Consider the following 17161-nt stretch of genomic DNA (forward strand, 5'->3'; position numbering starts at 1 on the left):
TCGCACGAAAACGCATTCGCCCCGAGTTCGTCATCACATGGTCGTTATGGCGACGAGCGCACCAAGCCGAAGCAAGGCGAGCCCATCTGAAAAAGCAACTGTAATGCTAAAAGGCCGCGTCCTTCAGAACGGGTGATATTGATAGAGCCAGTTCTCTGAGAGCGTCTCGCCCTTGTGCGCGAGGAAGAGCCGCATCTCGACCGGATCGGCTCCCTCGACCGTGAGGTCGAATTGCGCGCGCCAATGTCCCGGCACGCCGTCGAACACGGCTTCCGTGTAGATGTAGGAGAAGCTTCCGCGCGAGGACCACAGCACCGGCTCGGGCTTCGCGCCGAAGGGCAGGCGCTCGAGCGGGCCGCCCAAAAACTCCACCATGAATTTGCGCACGCCTCTGGGGCGCGGCTTGCCGGGCTGGCCGCCATTGCCGAGCCGCGTCGCGACGCAGCGCGCGAGCGGCGTCGGATAGGGCTCGTCGGCGAGCCAATGCAGGCGATAGGAGAAATCGAACGACGCGCCGGGAACGGCGGGCTTCTCCGGAACCCACATTGCGACGATATTGTCGTGGATCTCGTCGTCGGTCGGAATCTCGACGAGCTGAATCGTTCCCTTGCCCCAATCGCCCTTGGGCTCGATCCACACGCTCGGGCGGCGATCATAGAACACGCCGTCGAGATAATGATCGAAATTGCGGTCGCGTTGCAGCAGGCCGAAGCCTTTGGGATTTTCGTCCGAGAAGGCGGAGGCCATCACGCGGTCGGGATTGTTGAGCGGACGCCACAGGCGCTCGCCGCGGCCCGTCCACATTGCGAGACCGTCGGAATCATGCACCTCGGGACGCCAATCGACCGCGGTCGGCTTTTTGGTTTCAGAGAACCAATACATGGAAGTGAGCGGCGCTATGCCGAAGCGAACGAAACTGCCGCGCAAATGCAGCGAGCAATCTATGTCCATGACGACGCCCTTGCCGCGCTTCGCCAGAATGCGAAAGGCGCCGACGATGGACGGGCCTTCGAGCAGAAGATGCAGCGGCAGTCCGTCGTCTGTCTCCGGGCCGATATAGACATTGGTGAAGTCCGGGAACTCCTCCGGCCGGTCGGGCGCCCAAGTGTCCAGCGCGACGCCGCGGGCGGAGAGCCCATATTGGCGCAATTCGCCGATGGCGCGGAAATAGGAGGCGCCGAGAAAGGCGACCCAATCATTCTTGCGCCAGTCGAGCGGGCCGTCCTTGGGCTCTTGAATGCGAAAGCCGGCGAAGCCCGCGCCCGGCGGCAGCTGGCGGGCGATCGAATCCGCGGGCATGTCGAAATATTTGGGATTGTAGAGGATCTCGCGCGCCTGGCCGCCTTCGAGCGCATAGATGCGAACGGATTTTTTGAAGAATTTGCCGAGATGGAAGAATTCGACCGGGAAACGGCCGGCCCCGGTGGTGAGCGCGTAATCGGTATCGTAGCTGATCTTCCCCCAGGCCTCGTAATCGATCTTGGAGGTGATCTCCGAATCGGGCTGGCTCGGCGGGCGGAAGGGCTCGGCGATGCGGCGGCGCGCGGTCTCTTTCAGCCGCTCGAACGAAAAGGGCTCCGGCGGGCCGAGGTCGAGGCGGCCGGGCGCGCGCTGCGCCACGGCGTCGGTCGCGCCCATTGCGCCGAGCGCGCCTGTGGCCGCCGCGGCCTTGAGGAAGGAGCGGCGATCGGTGTCGTCGATCATGCGGGGAACCTCGCTGGGCGGGGAAGCGCTCGTCGTCGGCCCGAAGGCTGATGAAAAATCAGCGGATAGGCTCGTGGCGGACGGCTGTGCGCATGAAGAAATACAGGCCGACGAAACCGGCCAGCGCGAAGACGATCTCGAAAATGCGGCTCACGGCCGGATCGAGCTGAAACAGGCCGCCGAGCGCCCAGCCGGCCGCCCAGGAGGTCGCGACGAGCTCCGTTCCGACCAGGATCGCCACGGCGACCAAAGTCGACAAATGCACAAGGTTCAAGGGCTTCTCGCTCATCGGGCGAAGCTCTCCGCGCTCATCGTCCAGCGCATTTGTGCTATACGATCGGCCGGCCCGGCGCAAGTCGGCGCCCTGGAGGCGGCGGAACGCCTCTTGCGATGCGCCGCGCGCCGCTGGTATTCTGTAAGTGGGGGCGACGCAGGCGCTTTTTTCTTTTTTTCGCGCTGAAGCAAAGTCGCTGTTTTTTCAGGGGCAGGCCTATGGTTGGAGTCGTCGAGCGCGTCGTTATTCGGCATTTGGCCGGGTCGAAGGCCAATCAGATCGAGCAGCTTCCGATCGGCGATCTGAAAGAGATCACCATCGGCCGCGATCCGACCTCGAAAGTCGCCTTCGATCCCACCATTGACGGCGTCGTCAGCCGGCAGCATGCCGTCATCCGCATCGAGGGCGAAGGCGACGATCTGAAGTTCAAGCTGATCGACCTCAATTCCAGCAACGGCACTTTCCTCAATGGTCAGCGCATCTCGCAAGACGCGGAACTGCTGCCGGAGGACAAGGTCGAACTCGGCGGCGCCAAGGGACCGAAATTCACCTTCGATCTTCAGCCGCGCCCGGCCAGCTTCGCGGCGCGCACGCGCGTCATCGGCATCGACGATTCCGCTGCGACCCGGCTGATCGAGACGGCGCAGACGGCGGCCTCCACCGCCGTCGCCCAGATAAGCTCGACATCGACCGAGGCGCCTCCGCACAAGGCCGGCGTCGGCCAGGAGACTGTGCAGCGGCTGATCGTCGAGGAGCGCCGCTCTGTGAGCCGCACCTGGGGCGCCGTGGCGGCGGGGCTGCTCGCCTTCATCGCGCTCGGCGGCGGCGCCGTCTATTGGAAGCAGATCAAGGACGACGAGCGCCATCAGGCCGATCTCGCCGACGTCAAGGCGGACGCCAAGCAGGCCGATCAGCGCAGCGCCTCGCTGCAGGGCGAGGTGAAGGCCAATCTCATCGGCATGACGCCGCTCGACATCTACAACAAATATTCCAACGCCACCGCGCGAATCGATCTGCGTTGGCGTCTCTTCGACACGCAGACCGGCAAGCCGATCTTCCATCAGACTTTCAGGTTCGGCAAGGACACGCTGCCCGCCTATGTGCGGCTGCCCAATGGCAAGGTCGTGCGCTGGCTGACGCTCGAGGACGATCAGCGCTCCAATCTGCAGATCGCCGGCGCGGGACGCGGCTCCGGCTTCGTCATCAGCGAGCAGGGCTATCTGCTCACCAACAAGCATGTCGCCGCCGGCTGGAAGGTGACTTACGACTCGCCGCGCCTCGGCTATGTGTTCGATCTCGGCGGCGGCCCGGGCGCCAAAAACGCGAAGCTGCGGAAACCCGTCGGGGTCATCGATCTCGAATCCGAGGATTACGCCGATCTCAACATGTGGGTTCCGGAATCGGGCGGCGTCATTTTCCCGTCGAGCGTCGCCATTCCGATCGGCCGCAACAACATCCCCGACATGACGCGCAATGAGCAGCGCACTTTCGAGGGCCGCAATGAGCAGCTCGAGGTGCGTTTCCCGGGCGCGCGGCTCGGCGTCAACGCCGTGCTGGTGCGCGCTTCGGCGGATTCGGACGCTGCGCTCATCAAGATCGACTCGCCGCAGCTCTTGGAAAAGGTCGAGCTCGCGGACGACGATCAGGTGACGATCGGCGAGAAGGTCATCGTGCTCGGCTATCCGGGCATTTCGGTGGAGAATGTGCAGCGGCAGGTCACGGTGGAGAACGGCCTGACGCGCGTTCAGAACGAGGTCATTCCCGAGGCGACGGTGACCGACGGCATCGTCTCCAAGCTCTCCACCGGCTATAAGGAGAAGGACGGCGTGACGCTGACCAGCGCCGGCGAGCGTATTCAGCTCTCCGTGCTGGCGACGGGCGCGGGCAATAGCGGCGGCCCGGTGTTCAATGCGAGCGGAAAGGTCATCGGCCTGTTCACCTATAGCCGCAGCCGCGGCGACGCGCGCGTGACGCTCGCCGTGCCGATCAAATTCGGGCGCGACCTGCTGCGCGCGCAGCGCAACTGATCGAAGGTCGGGAAATGGCGACGGGGCGCGAGGCTCCCGACGACGCATTCCGCGTCGTCGGCGCGATGCAGACGGATGTCGGCCGCGTGCGGTCCCACAATGAGGACAGCGTCGCCTTCGTCGCGCCGGCTGTAGACGCGCCGGAGGCGAGATCGGGCTATCTCGCCATAGTGGCGGACGGCATGGGCGGCCACGCCGCCGGCGAGGTGGCGAGCGCGCTCGCGACGGAAGTCGTGCGCCGCGTGTTCTATTCGCTCGACGTCGATCCTCCGCGCGCGTTGAAGGCGGCTTTCGAGGCGGCCAATCGCGCCATTTTCGAGCAGAGCGCGCGCCAGCCCGAATGCAAGGGCATGGGCACCACATGCACGGCGGTCGTCATTCGCAGCGGGCGGCTGTGGCTCGGTCATGTCGGCGACAGCCGCGCCTATCTCATTCGCGGCCACGAGGCGACGCAGCTCTCCGACGATCAGACGCTCCATGCGCAATTGGTGCGCGGCGGCGTGATGACGCAGGAGGAGGCCGAGCGCAGCCCCGGCGGCAATGTCATTCTCCAGGCTGTGGGAACGCGCAAGGAGATCGCGCCGACGATCTGGTCCGAGGGCCTGCCGCTCGAGATCGGCGACGCCATCGTGCTGTGCTCGGACGGTCTCTCCAATCTCGTCTCCGAGGCGGAGCTCGCCGCCGTCGTTCCCGATCGCGCGCCGCAGGAATCCTGCCGTTTGCTGGTGGAGGCCGCTCTCGCGGCGGGCGGGCACGACAATATTTCGGTCGGCGTGTTTCAGATCGTCGCGCCGCCGTCCGGCGTGCGCGATCAGGCCGCGACGCAGAAGATTTCAGTCCTCGCGGACGGCGCGCCGCCGACGCGAGTCGTCGTCGTTCGATAGAGGCATGAGGTCATGAGCGACCAGAGAATGATCGGCCATTACCGCATCGTCGAGCTGCTCGGCGCCGGGGCCATGGGCAAGGTGCATGTCGCCTTCGACACTTTCATCGAGCGCGAGGTGGCGATCAAATCGCTGCGCCCCGAGCTGACGCAAGACCCGGAATTCGTCGGGCGCTTCAAAGCGGAGGCGCAGAGCCTCGCGCGCCTCAACCATCCCAATATCACCACGCTGTTTTTGCTGCTGCCCGAGGGCCGCGATCTCTATATGGTGATGGAGCTGGTGCGCGGCCGCGCGCTGGACGATGTGCTGCGCGAGCGCGGCGGACCGCTCGGCGTCAAAGAATGTCTCGCCATCATCTCGCAGGCGGCGGACGGCGTCGCCTATGCGCATCAGATGGGCGTGATCCATCGCGACATAAAGCCGTCCAATCTGATGATCGGCAATGACGGCCGCGTGAAGATCATGGATTTCGGCATCGCCCGCGTGCAAGGCAGCGTGCGCATGACGCGCGCCGGCACGGCGATCGGCACGCCGCTCTATATGGCGCCGGAGCAGCGCCGCGGCAGCGAGGGCGACGAGCGTAGCGATCTCTATTCGCTCGCCATCGTTCTTTACGAGATTCTCTCCGGCGCGCCGCCCTTCGCCGGGCTCGACGAGGTGGAGCTGCTGCAGGCGCAGATCGGCAGAGATCCGCCGCCGCTGGTGCCGCGCATTCCCGGCGTGACGCCGGAGCTGGAAGCGGCGATCATGAAGGCGCTCGCCAAGCGGCCGGAGCAGCGCTATCCGTCGATTCGCGCCTTTAGCGACGCCATCGGCGCCACCGCTTTGCGCGTCGATGCGACCTCGATCATCCAGAGCCCCGCCCATTTGCTCGACAGAGCGACCGAGACGAGCGCGAGCGCCGGCCCCGCCGCCTCCTTGCCTTCCGTCGCTCTCGCGGTCGCCAAGAGCCGCTCTACTTCGTTGGTCCGGCGCTTCAAAACGTTGCATCCGGCGCTGCAAGGTGTGTCGGTGGCGATCGTCGCCTTCGCGGCGGTCGTGCCTCTGCTGTTGGGCGGCGGCGGCGACGACAGCGGAGCGAGGAAGCGCGACATCGATCGTGTCGAGCGCGATCGCCGCATGGCGGAGATCGAGAGCGACCGTCGTCAGACCGCGAAGACTTTGGATTACGGCCAGATCGGCGAGATCAAGCCGGCGCGCGGCGAGATCGATCGCCCGGCGCTGGCGACGAATGATGCGCCGCCGGCCGCCAAGCCCAAATGCAACGACGGCTTCAGCATAGCCGATTGCCAGCCCTCCACCGTTCCGGGGCAGAAGACCGCCGCCGTCGAGAAGGCGTCGCTGGCGGCGCCGGCGACGCTGGCCGACATGCGCAAGGCGCTCAAGGACAAGGACTATCTCAAGGCGGCGAGCATGGCTGAGGCGCTCGCTCAATCCAGCGACAAGAGCGAGCAGCGCGAGGCGCAATTCCAGCTCGGCTGGGCCGCGCTCAAAGGAATGGGGCGGCCGCAGAATCTCGATGCGGCGCTGAATTGGATGAAGCTCTCGGCGGCGCAGGGCTATCCCGAGGCGCAATTCGCGCTCGGCGTCATGTATCAGAACGGCGACGGCATGGGCGGCCAGGAGAATCCGAGCGAAACCGTTCGTTGGTTCACCGAGGCCGCCAATCAGGGGCATCCGCGCGCGCAATTCCTGCTCGGCAAAATATATGAACGCGGCGTGCCGAATGTTTTGAAGAGGGATTATCGACGGGCGGGCGATTTCTATCGCCTCGCCAAGGAACAGAGTTTTCCCGGCGCCGCCGAGGCGCTGGAAGGCTTGCGCAAGGCCGGCCGCTACTGAGCCGCGGGCCGGGCTGGATCAATAATCCAGCTTGCCGAGTCCCGTCGCGCCGCTGGCGGGGCTTCCGCCCTTGTCGCCGCCGCCGCTCGCCTGGCCGCCGCCTTCATTACGACGGCTGCGTCGCGATGCGTGCCGCGAGCCGCCGCCGCCACTGTGATGGACGCGCTGGCGCGGCGGAGGCCGACGCGTGCGATAGGGATAGCCGCCGCCATAGCCACCAGTCGGGCCGAGATGCAGCCGGAAGGGGCCGATGCCGATCGATTGCGCCTCGGCGGAGCCGGCGTCGAGCGCGGCGACCGGCAGAGCGAGCAGCCCCGCCAGCAAGGCGCGGCGGGAAAGCTTCGGTGAATCGGAAGCGCTGTGAAATTCGCCCTTACATTCGTCGATCATCTTCGCCAGCCGAAAAAATTGCTCTCATCGACTATCGGGCGCGGTCTCGACATTGTCAAACGAGCTTTTGTCGAACGCGCATTTGTCCATAGGCGCATTCGCGCGGCGCGGCGCTCGTCCCCGCGCCGCGCTTTCTCGTTTTACCAGCCCCAGCCCCAGCCGCCGAAGCTCGCTCCGACGAGGCCGTAGCCGGCGCCATAGCCGCCGTAACCATAACCGTACGGGTAGGCATAGCCATAGGAGTAGGCGGGGTAGGCGATCACGGGCGCGGCCACGATCTCGGGCTGCGCCACATAGACGGTCCGGCGCTCGACGATGCGGCGCCCATAGCTCGTCCTGTGCTCGCATGGCGGCGGCGACGGCTCATATTCGGTCGTCTCTTCGCAGACTTGCCGACATCGCTTTTCTTTGGCGATGGCGGCGTCGACGCCGAGCTGTCCGATGACGAGCGCCGACACGCTGATCATCGACAATCTGACGACTGTGCTCATGATGCATTCTCCTTCGTCTGCGCTGCAATGGTCGCGCGAACGAGATTGAACTATGTCGGCGTTTCGCAGCGGCGAGTGCGCGCGCGTCCACCTCGCCTATTTGACGAAAATCAAAATCATTCGCGCTGCTGCGGTTGTTTGACGCTGCGGCCTCGCGCGCGCTCGTCGCGCATCGTTTCGAGGGCCTAATCTTTCATGCAAGCCTGGCGTCTCGAAATATCGCACAGGCGACTGGAGGAATCGGCAATGTCCACTTACGGAGCCAATGATCCGATCGTATTCGCTCTGCTCACGGAGGCCGTCGTGATCGCCGCCGTCTCCGTATCGATCGTCGTTTTTCTGCTTTTCAAAGCCGGCTCGCGCGCATTGAGCAAGCCGCACGGGCATTGAGCGGAACGAATTCCGCGTCGACGGACGAGCGCGAGAGCGAATGACGCCGACCCCGCTCGGGCGGCGGGATCGGCGTTCGCATTTGGCATTCTTTCGTTTGAGCGAATTCTGATCGATCGAACGATTCCGTTCGATCGGAACGCGCTCTAAAAATGATAGTTGAGGCCGCCGCGGATCGTCGACGTGTCGATATTCGTCTGCAGCGCATTGGTCGAGAAATCGAAATAGCGATCGCCGCCGACGGAGGTGAAGAGATATTCCGCCTTGGCCGAGAGATTGGGCGCGACGCCGAACTCTATGCCCGCGCCGAGCGCCCAGCCGGCGAGAAATTTCGACTGCTGGCCGTAGAAGCCTTGGAAGGCGTTGTTCACGCTCACAGTGGTGTTGCTGCCGGCGAAGCCGCCGGTGACGAACAGCAGAGCGCGATCGACGGTGACGCCGGCGCGTGCGCGAATGGTGAGCGTGTTGTCGACGGAGCCATTGCCGGAGACGCCGACGAAAGGCGAACGTCCGTCCTTCGAGCTGTTGAAATCGAAATCCGCCTCGGCGCCGATGAGGAAGTTCGGAGCGAAGGTGAGATTATAGCCGGCGGTGCCGCCGATAACCCACCCATTCGGATTGCCGAGCAGATTGCTGCTGCCATTCTGGTAGGCGCCGGCCGCATAGCCGCCGTTGACGCCGATATAAAATCCCTGCCAGGTGAAAGCCGGCGGCGGGCTGTAATAATCGGCGACCGGGGCGCCGCGGCGCGGCAGGTCGGCGGCGAGGGCGGAGGCGCCGGCGCAGAGCAGGGCGGGCGCCAGCAGCGCGGGAAGCAGCATAGGTCTCATCGAACTCGACTCCACATTCGCGCGCCTTCGGGGCTTCGGCTCGCGGTCACAAACTCGGCGCGGGCGAGGGGCAAGGCCCAGCCAGAGCTCACTCGAATTAAAATCGTTCACGTTAACGGAACCTTGCCGCGCCCGAGGTTGCGCTGGGCGCGAAGCAAAACCGATGCGCTTATTGCTGTATTGATTGTGTCTAAACCGTGTTATATTTAGAATTAACCGAGCTTATCCTGAGATATTACCCGGATGTTCGAGGCGCTGTGAGACGTGGCGTCGATTACATTGCCTAATAATCGGTAAAATCGTCTATGGTTACGTCTCGCCCGCGCATTGACCGCGCCGGCGCGGCGTGAGAATTGCCTTTCACGGCGGCATGATGGGGATTCGGGCGATGAGCGCTGGCGGCGCAGGCGGTTCGGGGCCGGTTCTGGTGACGGGCGCGGCGCGGCGCATCGGCTTGGCGATCGCCGCGCGGCTGGCGCATGGCGGGCGTCCGGTAGTGCTGCACGCCTCGCATCGCTCCATAGAGGAGGCGGAGCTCGCCGCCCAGGCGATCCGCGCCAAGGGTGGCCGCGCGGCCGTGGTCGGCGCCGATCTTTCCGACGCGCGCGAGACGGAGGCGCTGATGGGGCTCGCCGCGCGCGCCTTCGGGCCGGTGACTCTGCTCGTCAACAACGCCTCCGTGTTCGAGCTCGACGCGGCGCAGGATTTCTCGGTCGAGGTCTTCGATCGGCAATTCGCCGTCGATCTGCGCGCGCCGCTGCTGCTGGCGCGCGACATGGCCGCGCAATTGCCGGAGGAGGCGGAAGGCGCGATCGTCAATATCGTCGATCAGCGCGTGTTTCGGCTGACGCCCCGCTACTTCACCTATACGCTGGCGAAGTCCGCTCTGTGGACGGCGACGCGCACCATGGCGCAGGCTTTCGCGCCGCGCATTCGCGTCAACGCCGTGGGGCCGGGGCCGGTGTTTCCCAACGCAGTGCATGGGCAAAAAGGGTTCGAGACGGAAGCGCGCGGCGTGCCGTTGCGCCGGCCGGCCGATGTGTCCAGCGTCGTCGACGCCGTGGTGTTTCTCGCCGAGGCGCGCAGCGTCACCGGGCAGATGATCGCCGTGGACGGCGGCCAGCATCTCGCCTGGGAAACGCCCGACGTGCTGCCGGGTTAGAGCGCGTTCGACAAAGCCTCCGCGATAGGGGAAAAGGCGCGAATGCGTCCCTCGATCCTCGATCCGCTGTTCGGCCGCGCCGCCGCCCTTCCGGGCATAGGCCCCAAGACGGCCAAGCATTTCGACCGGTTGCTCGCCCGGCCGGGCAAGGAGACGCGTCTCATCGACGTGCTGTTTCATCTGCCGATCAATCTCGTCGACCGCAGCCTGCGTCCCACCATCGCCGAAGCGCCGACGGATCGCGTGGTGGTGCTGAAGGTGCGCGTCACCGAGCATCGCAAGCCGCAGGGGCGCTACGCCAAGGCGCCGTTCAAAGTCCATGTCGAGGACGACACCGGCGACGCCGAGCTGGTCTTCTTCCTCTCCAACGCCGATTGGATCGAGCGCAGCCTGCCCATAGGCGAGACGCGTTGGGTCTCCGGCAAGATCGAGCTCTATGACGGGCGCCGGCAGATCGTGCATCCTGACCGCGTGCTGGACGAGGCCGGCCTCGCCAAGTTGCCGCCGGCGGAGGCGGTGCATGGGCTGACAGAAGGGCTGCAAGAGCGTTTCGTGCAGCGCGCCGTCGCCGGAGCGCTGGAGCGCCTGCCCAAGCTGCCGGAGTGGCAGGACGCTTCCGTGCTGGCGGCCAATGGCCTTCCCGATTTCGCGAGCGCGCTCGCCGCGGCGCAGAACCCGAATTCGCCGGCCGATATAGAGCCGGCGAGCAAGGCGCGCCAACGCCTCGCGCTGGACGAATTGCTGTCGCAGCAATTGGCGCTGCGGCTCATCCGCTCGAAGATGCGGCGCGAGCCGGGCCGCGAGAACGCCGGCGACGGACGCATCACGCGCCTCATAGAAGCCGCGCTACCCTATGCGCTCACCGGCGCGCAGCAGCGCGCGCTCGTCGAGATACGCGAGGATTTGGAGTCCTCGCGGCGCATGTTGCGGCTGCTGCAGGGCGATGTCGGCGCCGGCAAGACCATTGTCGCGCTGCTGGCGATGGCGAGCGTCGTCGAATGCGGAAGGCAGGCGGCGTTGATGGCGCCGACGGAAATTCTCGCGCGCCAGCATTATGAGCGCCTGCTGCCGCTCGCCGAAGCGGCGGGCCTTCGCCTCTGCCTGCTCACCGGCCGAGCCAAGCCCTCGGAGCGCGCGCGTCTCTACGAGACGATCGCGGCCGGCGACGTCGATATCGTCATCGGCACACATGCGCTGGTGCAGAGCGAGCTTTCCTTCGCCGATCTCGGCCTCGCCGTCGTCGACGAGCAACATCGCTTCGGCGTGCAGCAGCGTCTGGCGCTCGGCGCCAAGGGCGAAAGCGTCGATGTTCTGGTGATGACGGCGACGCCCATTCCGCGCTCGTTGGCGCTCACCTATTTCGGCGATATGGATAGCTCCGTCCTCGACGAGAAGCCGCCCGGCCGCTCGCCCATCGACACGCGCGCGCTGCCGGTCTCGCGCATCGGCGATGTGGTGGAAGGCGTGCGCCGCGCTCTCGCCTCCGGCGCGCGCGTCTATTGGGTGTGCCCGCTGGTCGAGGAGAACGAAGATCTCGATCTCGCCGCCGCGCAGGATCGTCACGAGGATCTGACGCGCATTTTCGGCGAAATCGTCGGCCTCGTTCACGGCCGCATGAAAGCGCCGGAGCGCGACGCTGCAATGGAAGCGTTCAAGCAGGGCGAGACGCGCATTCTCGTCGCCACCACGGTCATAGAGGTCGGCGTCGACGTGCCCGAGGCGACGGTCATGGTGATCGAGCACGCCGAGCGTTTCGGCCTCGCGCAATTGCATCAGCTGCGTGGGCGCGTCGGCCGCGGCTCCGGCAAATCCTCCTGTCTGCTGCTCTACAAGGGTCCGCTCGGAGAGACGGCCAAGGCGCGGCTGGTGATGCTGCGCCAGACCGAGGACGGCTTCCGCATAGCGGAGGAAGATTTGCGCCTGCGCGGGGAGGGGGAAATTCTCGGCGCGCGGCAATCCGGCCTGCCGGGCTTCCGCCTGGCCGATCTTTCGGCCCATGCGCGGCTGCTGGCGATCGCGCGCGACGATGTCGAGCTGACCCTGCGCCGCGACCCGGATCTCTCCGGCCCGCGCGGCGAGGCGCTGAGGGTTCTGCTCTACCTCTTCGAGCGCGACGAGGCGGTGAAGCTGCTGCGGGCGGGATGACACGCGCGTTCGCACCTCGCGAGACGCTGCGGCCGTCACGGGGGCGAGCGCGCATTCGAATAGCGCGATCGCGGGGGAGGTCGATTTCCAACGCCGAACCGGCGTCCGCGTCAGCCGGAAACGTTCTAATCCTGCAACGGCCCCCAGGACGGATCGGAGGCGTAGGACGGCGTCGGCACGGGGAATTCCGAGCGGCCGAAAATATCCACCATGTAGATTCTCGCGCCGCCGCCGCCGCCCGGATCGCGGAAGAACATCAGGAACAGTCCGTTCGGCGCCCAGGTCGGGCCTTCATTATGAAAACCTTCGGTGAGGATGCGTTCGCCGGAGCCGTCCGGCTTCATCACGCCGATGCCGAAAGAGCCGGAGAATTGCTTGGTGAAGGCGATGTAATCGCCCTTGGGCGACCACACCGGCGTCGAATAATGGCCCTGGCCGAAGGAGATGCGCCGCGCGCCGCCGCCGCTCGCGCCCATCACGTAAATCTGCTGCGAGCCGCCGCGGTCGGACTCGAAGACGATCTCGCCGCCGCTCGGCGAATAGGAGGGCGAGGTGTCGATGGCGTTGGTGTCGGTGAGGCGGGTCGTCGTGCGCGAGCGTATGTCCATGGCGTAGAGATTGGTGGCTGCGCCTTGCGACAGCGACATCACGATCTTCTGGCCGTCCGGCGAGAAGCGCGGCGAGAAGGTCATGCCCGGAAAATTGCCGACCACCTCGCGCTGGCCGCTTTCGATGTTGAGCAGCAGCACCTTCGGATCGGCGGAGCCGAAGGACATGTAAGTGACGTCCTGCGAGGAGGGCGAGAAGCGCGGCGTGACGACGAGCTCCTCGCCGCGGGTCAGATAGCGCACATTGGCGCCGTCCTGATCCATTATGGCGAGACGCTTGCGACGATGCTCCTTCGGCCCGCTCTCGTCGACGAAGACGATGCGCGTGTCGAAAAAGCCCTTCTCGCCGGTGATGCGCGTGAACACGGCGTCGGACACGAGATGCGCGACGCGGCGCATATTGGCGGAATCGGTGACATATTGCTGGCCTGTCGCCTGCTCGCCGGTGGAGACGTCGAAGAGGCGGAACTCGGTCTTGAGCCGCCCGTCCGGGCCGCGCTGCGAGCGGCCGGTGACGACATATTGCGCATTGATCGAGCGGAAGAGATCGAGATTGGGCGCGGCCTCGGCGCCGGCGGGCTCCGGGACGGCGCCCGGCTCTATGGGGCGCAGGAAGACCGAGCGCTTGAAATTATTGACGATGACGCTCGTCACTATGCGCGCCGCCTCGTCGCCGGAGAAATTCGTCACCGCCACGGAGACCGGCTGAAAGCCGCCGCCCGCGCGCAGATCGAGCACGCGCGCGGCGCGCGCCGGCGCGACGACGAGCGGGGAAAGGGCCGCGCCCGCGATGAGGCCGGCGGCGGAGCGGCGGGAGAGGTGGAACGTCATGAGATGCGGGTCCTGGGCTTGCTCAGGGGGCGAGGGAGTTTGGATGGCGGGCTACGGTGGAGGCGTTACATATCATTCGTCATGTTCAGCACTGTGACGCGCCAATAATCGAAATAGGCTTCGAAGGCGGGCGGAATCGGCATAGGGCTGCAGCGCCGCACGGCGCCGAGCGCCTGCTCGCCGCGGCTGCGCTCCACGGGATTGGCGGAAGGGTTGAGCAGGCGCGGCTGACCGTCGAGCGCGCCATTGCGCGTGAACCGGAACTCCACCTGCGGCACATAGGCGTGGGCGTCGACCGACAGCGCGGTCTCCCAGCATTTGCGATAATGCTCCACGGTATAAGCGTCGATCTGCGCCTGCATCGTCGGCGACATGCGCGGCGCGCTCGCGGTCGGCGCGCCGAGCGAGGCGGTTTTGGTCAGATCGGCGCCGGTCGCGGCGCGGCGTTGCGGCGCCTCATGGCTCAGGAGATTGGCGATATTGGCCGCGTCGAATTTCGATTTGGGCGCGGCCTCGTCGCCGGATTTCGGCTTGGCCGGCGGCTTGTCGGATTTCTTCTTCTCGTCGGAGTCGCTCGGCGCGCCCTTTTCGGCGGCTTTCTTCTTCTCGAGGAGCCTAGCCACCTCATCGACCTTCAATTGCTTGCTCGCCTCCTTGGCGGCCTCCTTGGGCTTGGCCGTCTCCTTCTTCGCTTCTTCCTTCTTGGGCTCGTCCCGGGGCTTCGGCTCTTCCTTGGGCTTCGGCTTCTCGGGAGGCTGCGGCGTCTCCTTGGCCTCCTTCTCGGGCTTCGGACGCACGGGAGGCTTGGGCTTCACCACCTCGGCCTCTTCCGGATCTTCGCGCTCGGGCGGCGTCGGCGCGGGCTTGGCGCGCTCGGGTTTCGGCGGCTCGAGCTTGGGAGGCTCTGCCTTGGCCGGCTGCGGCTTCGGCGGTTCTGGCTTGGGCGGTTCGGCTTTGGGCGGAGTGGGGCGGAGGGGCGGCTCCGGGGTCGGCGGCAGAGCGGCGATGCGCTTGGGCGGGGGAGGGGCCTCGGGCTTGTCCTCCGGCTCATCGAGCCGCGGCTTCAGCGGCGGCGGCGGGGCGGCGACGTCCTTCTTGGCCTCGGCGAGCGGCGGCAACGGCTTGGTCTCGTGCTGCTCGGCGACCTTGTCGGCGCGCTGAGCGGGCTTGATCTCCTTGGCGGCCTTCTCGCCCTTCATCACCTGATTGAGCTGCGCATCGGTGACGATATCGACGGGCACGCTCTCCTGCGCGTCATCGAATTTCTTCGTGTCCGAAAAGGCGATGAGCGTCGCCAGCAGCAGCCCGGCATGGACGGCCGCCGATACGACGAGACCTGGTTCGGAACGCGAGGGCTTCAACGCTTTCCCTCACTTCTTTTCCACTTCGGTCACGAGAGCGACCTTTTTGTAGCCGGCGCTCGTCACCATCGACATGATCTCGGCGACGCGGCCGTAATTCACCGTCTTCGAGGCGCGCATATAGATGCGCTCGTCGAAGCCCGCTTTGGCGGTCTCCTTCAGACGGTCGAGCAGCTGGCCGATCTCGATCGGCTGATCCATCAGAAAGATCTGGCCCTTGTCGTCCACGGCTATGGCCAGCGGCTTCTGATCGATATTGAGCGGGCCGGCCTTGGTCTGCGGCAGATCGACAGCGACGCCAGTGGCGAGCAAGGGCGCCGCCACCATGAAGATGATGAGCAGCACCAGCATCACGTCGATGAAGGGCGTCATATTGATCTCGGCCATGGCGCCATAGCGCGGCGTTCCGCGCCGGCGGCGACCCGAGCCCTTGCGTCCTGCGGCGACCGAGGCGCCCATTTCCGCTTCTCCCGCTCAGGCCGCGCGATCGCGGCCGGACTGGCCGGCGTGCTGATCGATCTGGCGCGACAGAATGGCGGAGAATTCGTCGGCGAAGCTCTCGAGCCGCGCTTGCGTGCGGGCGACGTCGCCCTGCAGCTTGTTATAGGCGACCAGCGCCGGAATGGCGGCGAAAAGGCCGATGGCGGTGGCGAGCAGCGCCTCCGCAATACCGGGCGCGACGACGGCGAGCGAGGTGTTCTTGGAGGCGGCGATGGAGCGGAAGGAGGTCATGATGCCCCACACCGTGCCGAACAGGCCGACGAAGGGGCCGGCCGAGGCGACCGTCGCCAGCACCAGGAGATTGGATTCGAGCTTCTCGACCTCGCGGGCGATGGAGACGTCCAGCACTTTGTCGATGCGCGCCTGCAGGCCCATGAAGGAGGCGCCGGCGTTCTGGAAGGAGCGCTTCCACTCGCGCATGGCGGCGATGAACAGGCTGCCCATTCCGGCGGCCGGGCGCTCCTGCAGCTTGGCGTAGAGATCCTCGAGCGAGGAGCCGGACCAGAACACTTCCTCGAAGCGATCCATGGCGCGGCGCGTGCGGGAGAAGAGGATCGCCTTATTGACGATGATCGCCCAGCACCAGACCGAGGCCAGCAGCAGGCCGACCATCACCAGCTTGACGACGATATGCGCGCCCCAGAACATGCCCCAGATGGAGACCTCGGCGGCGGCGCCGGAGAGCGGGGCGGCGATTTCGGCTGGATTCATGAAAGTCGTCCTCGGAAGTCGCGGGGGGCGAAATCTGATCGGTTGCGGCGGAATCTGCTCCTGCTCGCGCCGGACGGCGGCCTCGAAGAAAACAGGTCGCGCTCGCCGTGGCGGCGCCGAGCCGAAGGCTGCGGAGCCAGAGCGGTATGAAGCGCGAATCCGCCGAGATTTTGTTCAGGATGCGCCGCACAAAGAGAAATATGAGCGGAAGGCTTAAGGGACCGTAAAGGCGCCGCGCGGGCGTCGCGAGACCGTTAGCCTGGCAATCGGGTTACTTCGCTGGCGGTCTTCGGGGCGCTGGTCGGTAGATCCTTGCCGCAGAACCGGCAGACAACGGCAGCGGCTTTGATCGTTTCGGCGCAATAGGGGCAGGTCTTCGTGTCGTCAGAACTTGCGCCGGCGAGCTTCAGTTCAAGCAATCTTTTCTCATGCAGAGTTTCTTCGTATCTATCAGTAATCGCTCGTATTTCTGATTTTTTGTTTAGATCGGCTACGGCAAGTACGGCGATAAAAGCAAGGAATGAGAAAAGCACGCCTAGTAGGAACCAGCCGCCTTGGGAGCGGCCCTTGCGCGCAGCGACGGCGGCACATACGAACCCCCAGAACACGAACCACATAATCAGTATGAACCATTCCATCTCAGGCTCCTAAAGCGCCAACGATATATCTCAGTCACAATTGATGTCGTCCCGCGATCGTCAGACAGCCTCGACAATCCCGCACACCCGTCCGACGACTGAAATGTCGTTCAGCATTGATCTGCGCGGCGACTCCGCCGGGGTTGTCAGATGGAATCGCAACCTGTGTTCCCTATCCCTGGGAAGTTCGGATGACCGACATTTCGAATCGGGAAAATTATAGTAGGAACTCATTATCTCGGATTCCTCCCAAAATTCCAGACCTAGCATTACAGTTGCGTATTTTAACGGTTTCTGACTCACTGAGCCACCATGATTCGGTTCGGGGGTCATGGGATGGCGGGAGCTTCGATCGAGACGACGCTGGAGTTG

16 protein-coding genes are annotated in these 17161 nt (G+C 65.3%); 6 read left to right on the forward strand and 10 right to left on the reverse strand.

Going from position 1 to position 17161, the window contains the following annotated elements; genetic code table 11:
• Window positions 1–123 precede the first annotated feature (123 nt).
• Together FMZ75_RS19020 and FMZ75_RS19025 are read right to left on the reverse strand one after the other, a co-directional pair.
• A complete protein-coding gene (locus FMZ75_RS19020) occupies window positions 124–1704 on the reverse strand; it encodes a glucan biosynthesis protein (RefSeq protein ID WP_166145353.1) in 1581 nt (526 codons plus the stop codon).
• A gap of 58 nt (window positions 1705–1762) precedes the next feature.
• Window positions 1763–1993 carry a hypothetical protein gene (locus FMZ75_RS19025; protein ID WP_108917944.1) on the reverse strand — a complete coding sequence of 77 codons (231 nt, stop codon included), beginning with the start codon at window positions 1991–1993 and terminating at the stop codon, window positions 1763–1765.
• A 203-nt stretch (window positions 1994–2196) separates the two neighbouring features.
• Here FMZ75_RS19025 and FMZ75_RS19030 point away from each other — a divergent pair, with 203 nt between their 5' ends.
• Genes FMZ75_RS19030 through FMZ75_RS19040 form a run of 3 tightly spaced genes read left to right on the forward strand, consistent with a single transcriptional unit; the run spans window position 2197 to window position 6731 of the window.
• Window positions 2197–4005, forward strand: coding sequence for a trypsin-like peptidase domain-containing protein (locus FMZ75_RS19030; protein ID WP_166145356.1), 1809 nt, complete (start codon window positions 2197–2199; stop codon window positions 4003–4005).
• Window positions 4006–4019: 14 nt separating this feature from the next.
• Complete coding sequence (locus tag FMZ75_RS19035) at window positions 4020–4889, forward strand: PP2C family serine/threonine-protein phosphatase (protein ID WP_166145359.1); 870 nt, start codon at window positions 4020–4022, stop codon at window positions 4887–4889.
• A gap of 12 nt (window positions 4890–4901) precedes the next feature.
• Window positions 4902–6731 (forward strand): serine/threonine-protein kinase, encoded by a 1830-nt coding sequence (locus tag FMZ75_RS19040; RefSeq protein ID WP_166145362.1) that lies wholly within the window; start codon window positions 4902–4904, stop codon window positions 6729–6731.
• Between the two features lie 18 nt (window positions 6732–6749).
• On the opposite strand, the gene FMZ75_RS19045 is transcribed toward FMZ75_RS19040, so the two are convergent.
• Both FMZ75_RS19045 and FMZ75_RS19050 read right to left on the reverse strand, forming a co-directional pair.
• A complete protein-coding gene (locus FMZ75_RS19045; protein WP_166145365.1) occupies window positions 6750–7121 on the reverse strand; it encodes a hypothetical protein in 372 nt (123 codons plus the stop codon).
• A 140-nt stretch (window positions 7122–7261) separates the two neighbouring features.
• Window positions 7262–7612, reverse strand: a complete 351-nt coding sequence (locus FMZ75_RS19050; protein WP_166145368.1) for a hypothetical protein — start codon at window positions 7610–7612, stop codon at window positions 7262–7264.
• 246 nt (window positions 7613–7858) lie between these two features.
• On the opposite strand from FMZ75_RS19050, the gene FMZ75_RS19055 reads away from it, so the two are divergent.
• Complete coding sequence (locus FMZ75_RS19055) at window positions 7859–8002, forward strand: hypothetical protein (RefSeq protein ID WP_166145371.1); 144 nt, start codon at window positions 7859–7861, stop codon at window positions 8000–8002.
• Between the two features lie 146 nt (window positions 8003–8148).
• Here the strand turns inward: FMZ75_RS19055 and FMZ75_RS19060 are convergent, their stop codons facing one another.
• A complete protein-coding gene (locus FMZ75_RS19060; RefSeq protein WP_246729097.1) occupies window positions 8149–8832 on the reverse strand; it encodes an outer membrane protein in 684 nt (227 codons plus the stop codon).
• A gap of 388 nt (window positions 8833–9220) precedes the next feature.
• Here FMZ75_RS19060 and FMZ75_RS19065 point away from each other — a divergent pair, with 388 nt between their 5' ends.
• Together FMZ75_RS19065 and recG are read left to right on the forward strand one after the other, a co-directional pair.
• A complete protein-coding gene (locus FMZ75_RS19065; RefSeq protein ID WP_166145374.1) occupies window positions 9221–9994 on the forward strand; it encodes an SDR family oxidoreductase in 774 nt (257 codons plus the stop codon).
• A gap of 42 nt (window positions 9995–10036) precedes the next feature.
• Window positions 10037–12139, forward strand: coding sequence for an ATP-dependent DNA helicase RecG (recG, locus tag FMZ75_RS19070; protein ID WP_166145377.1), 2103 nt, complete (start codon window positions 10037–10039; stop codon window positions 12137–12139).
• A 125-nt stretch (window positions 12140–12264) separates the two neighbouring features.
• Here recG and tolB read toward each other — a convergent pair whose 3' ends face one another.
• The 5 genes from tolB to FMZ75_RS19095 all read right to left on the reverse strand — a co-directional run bounded on the left by tolB (window position 12265) and on the right by FMZ75_RS19095 (window position 16789).
• Window positions 12265–13578 (reverse strand): Tol-Pal system beta propeller repeat protein TolB, encoded by a 1314-nt coding sequence (gene tolB / locus FMZ75_RS19075; RefSeq protein WP_166145380.1) that lies wholly within the window; start codon window positions 13576–13578, stop codon window positions 12265–12267.
• 65 nt (window positions 13579–13643) lie between these two features.
• A complete protein-coding gene (locus FMZ75_RS19080; protein ID WP_166145383.1) occupies window positions 13644–14939 on the reverse strand; it encodes a cell envelope biogenesis protein TolA in 1296 nt (431 codons plus the stop codon).
• 9 nt (window positions 14940–14948) lie between these two features.
• Entirely contained in the window at window positions 14949–15398 is a 450-nt protein-coding gene (locus FMZ75_RS19085; protein ID WP_108918033.1) for a biopolymer transporter ExbD, read from the reverse strand.
• A 15-nt stretch (window positions 15399–15413) separates the two neighbouring features.
• On the reverse strand, window positions 15414–16151 hold the full coding sequence (tolQ, locus tag FMZ75_RS19090) for a protein TolQ (RefSeq protein ID WP_142862019.1): 738 nt from the start codon (window positions 16149–16151) through the stop codon (window positions 15414–15416).
• Between the two features lie 254 nt (window positions 16152–16405).
• The gene (locus FMZ75_RS19095) at window positions 16406–16789 is read right to left on the reverse strand and encodes a zinc ribbon domain-containing protein (protein ID WP_166145350.1); all 384 of its coding nucleotides are present in this window, start codon (window positions 16787–16789) and stop codon (window positions 16406–16408) included.
• Window positions 16790–17161 lie beyond the last annotated feature (372 nt).

Origin of the sequence: Methylosinus sp. RM1 (genome assembly GCF_011378635.1) — a bacterium.
Classification (GTDB): Bacteria; Pseudomonadota; Alphaproteobacteria; order Rhizobiales; family Beijerinckiaceae; genus Methylosinus; species Methylosinus sporium.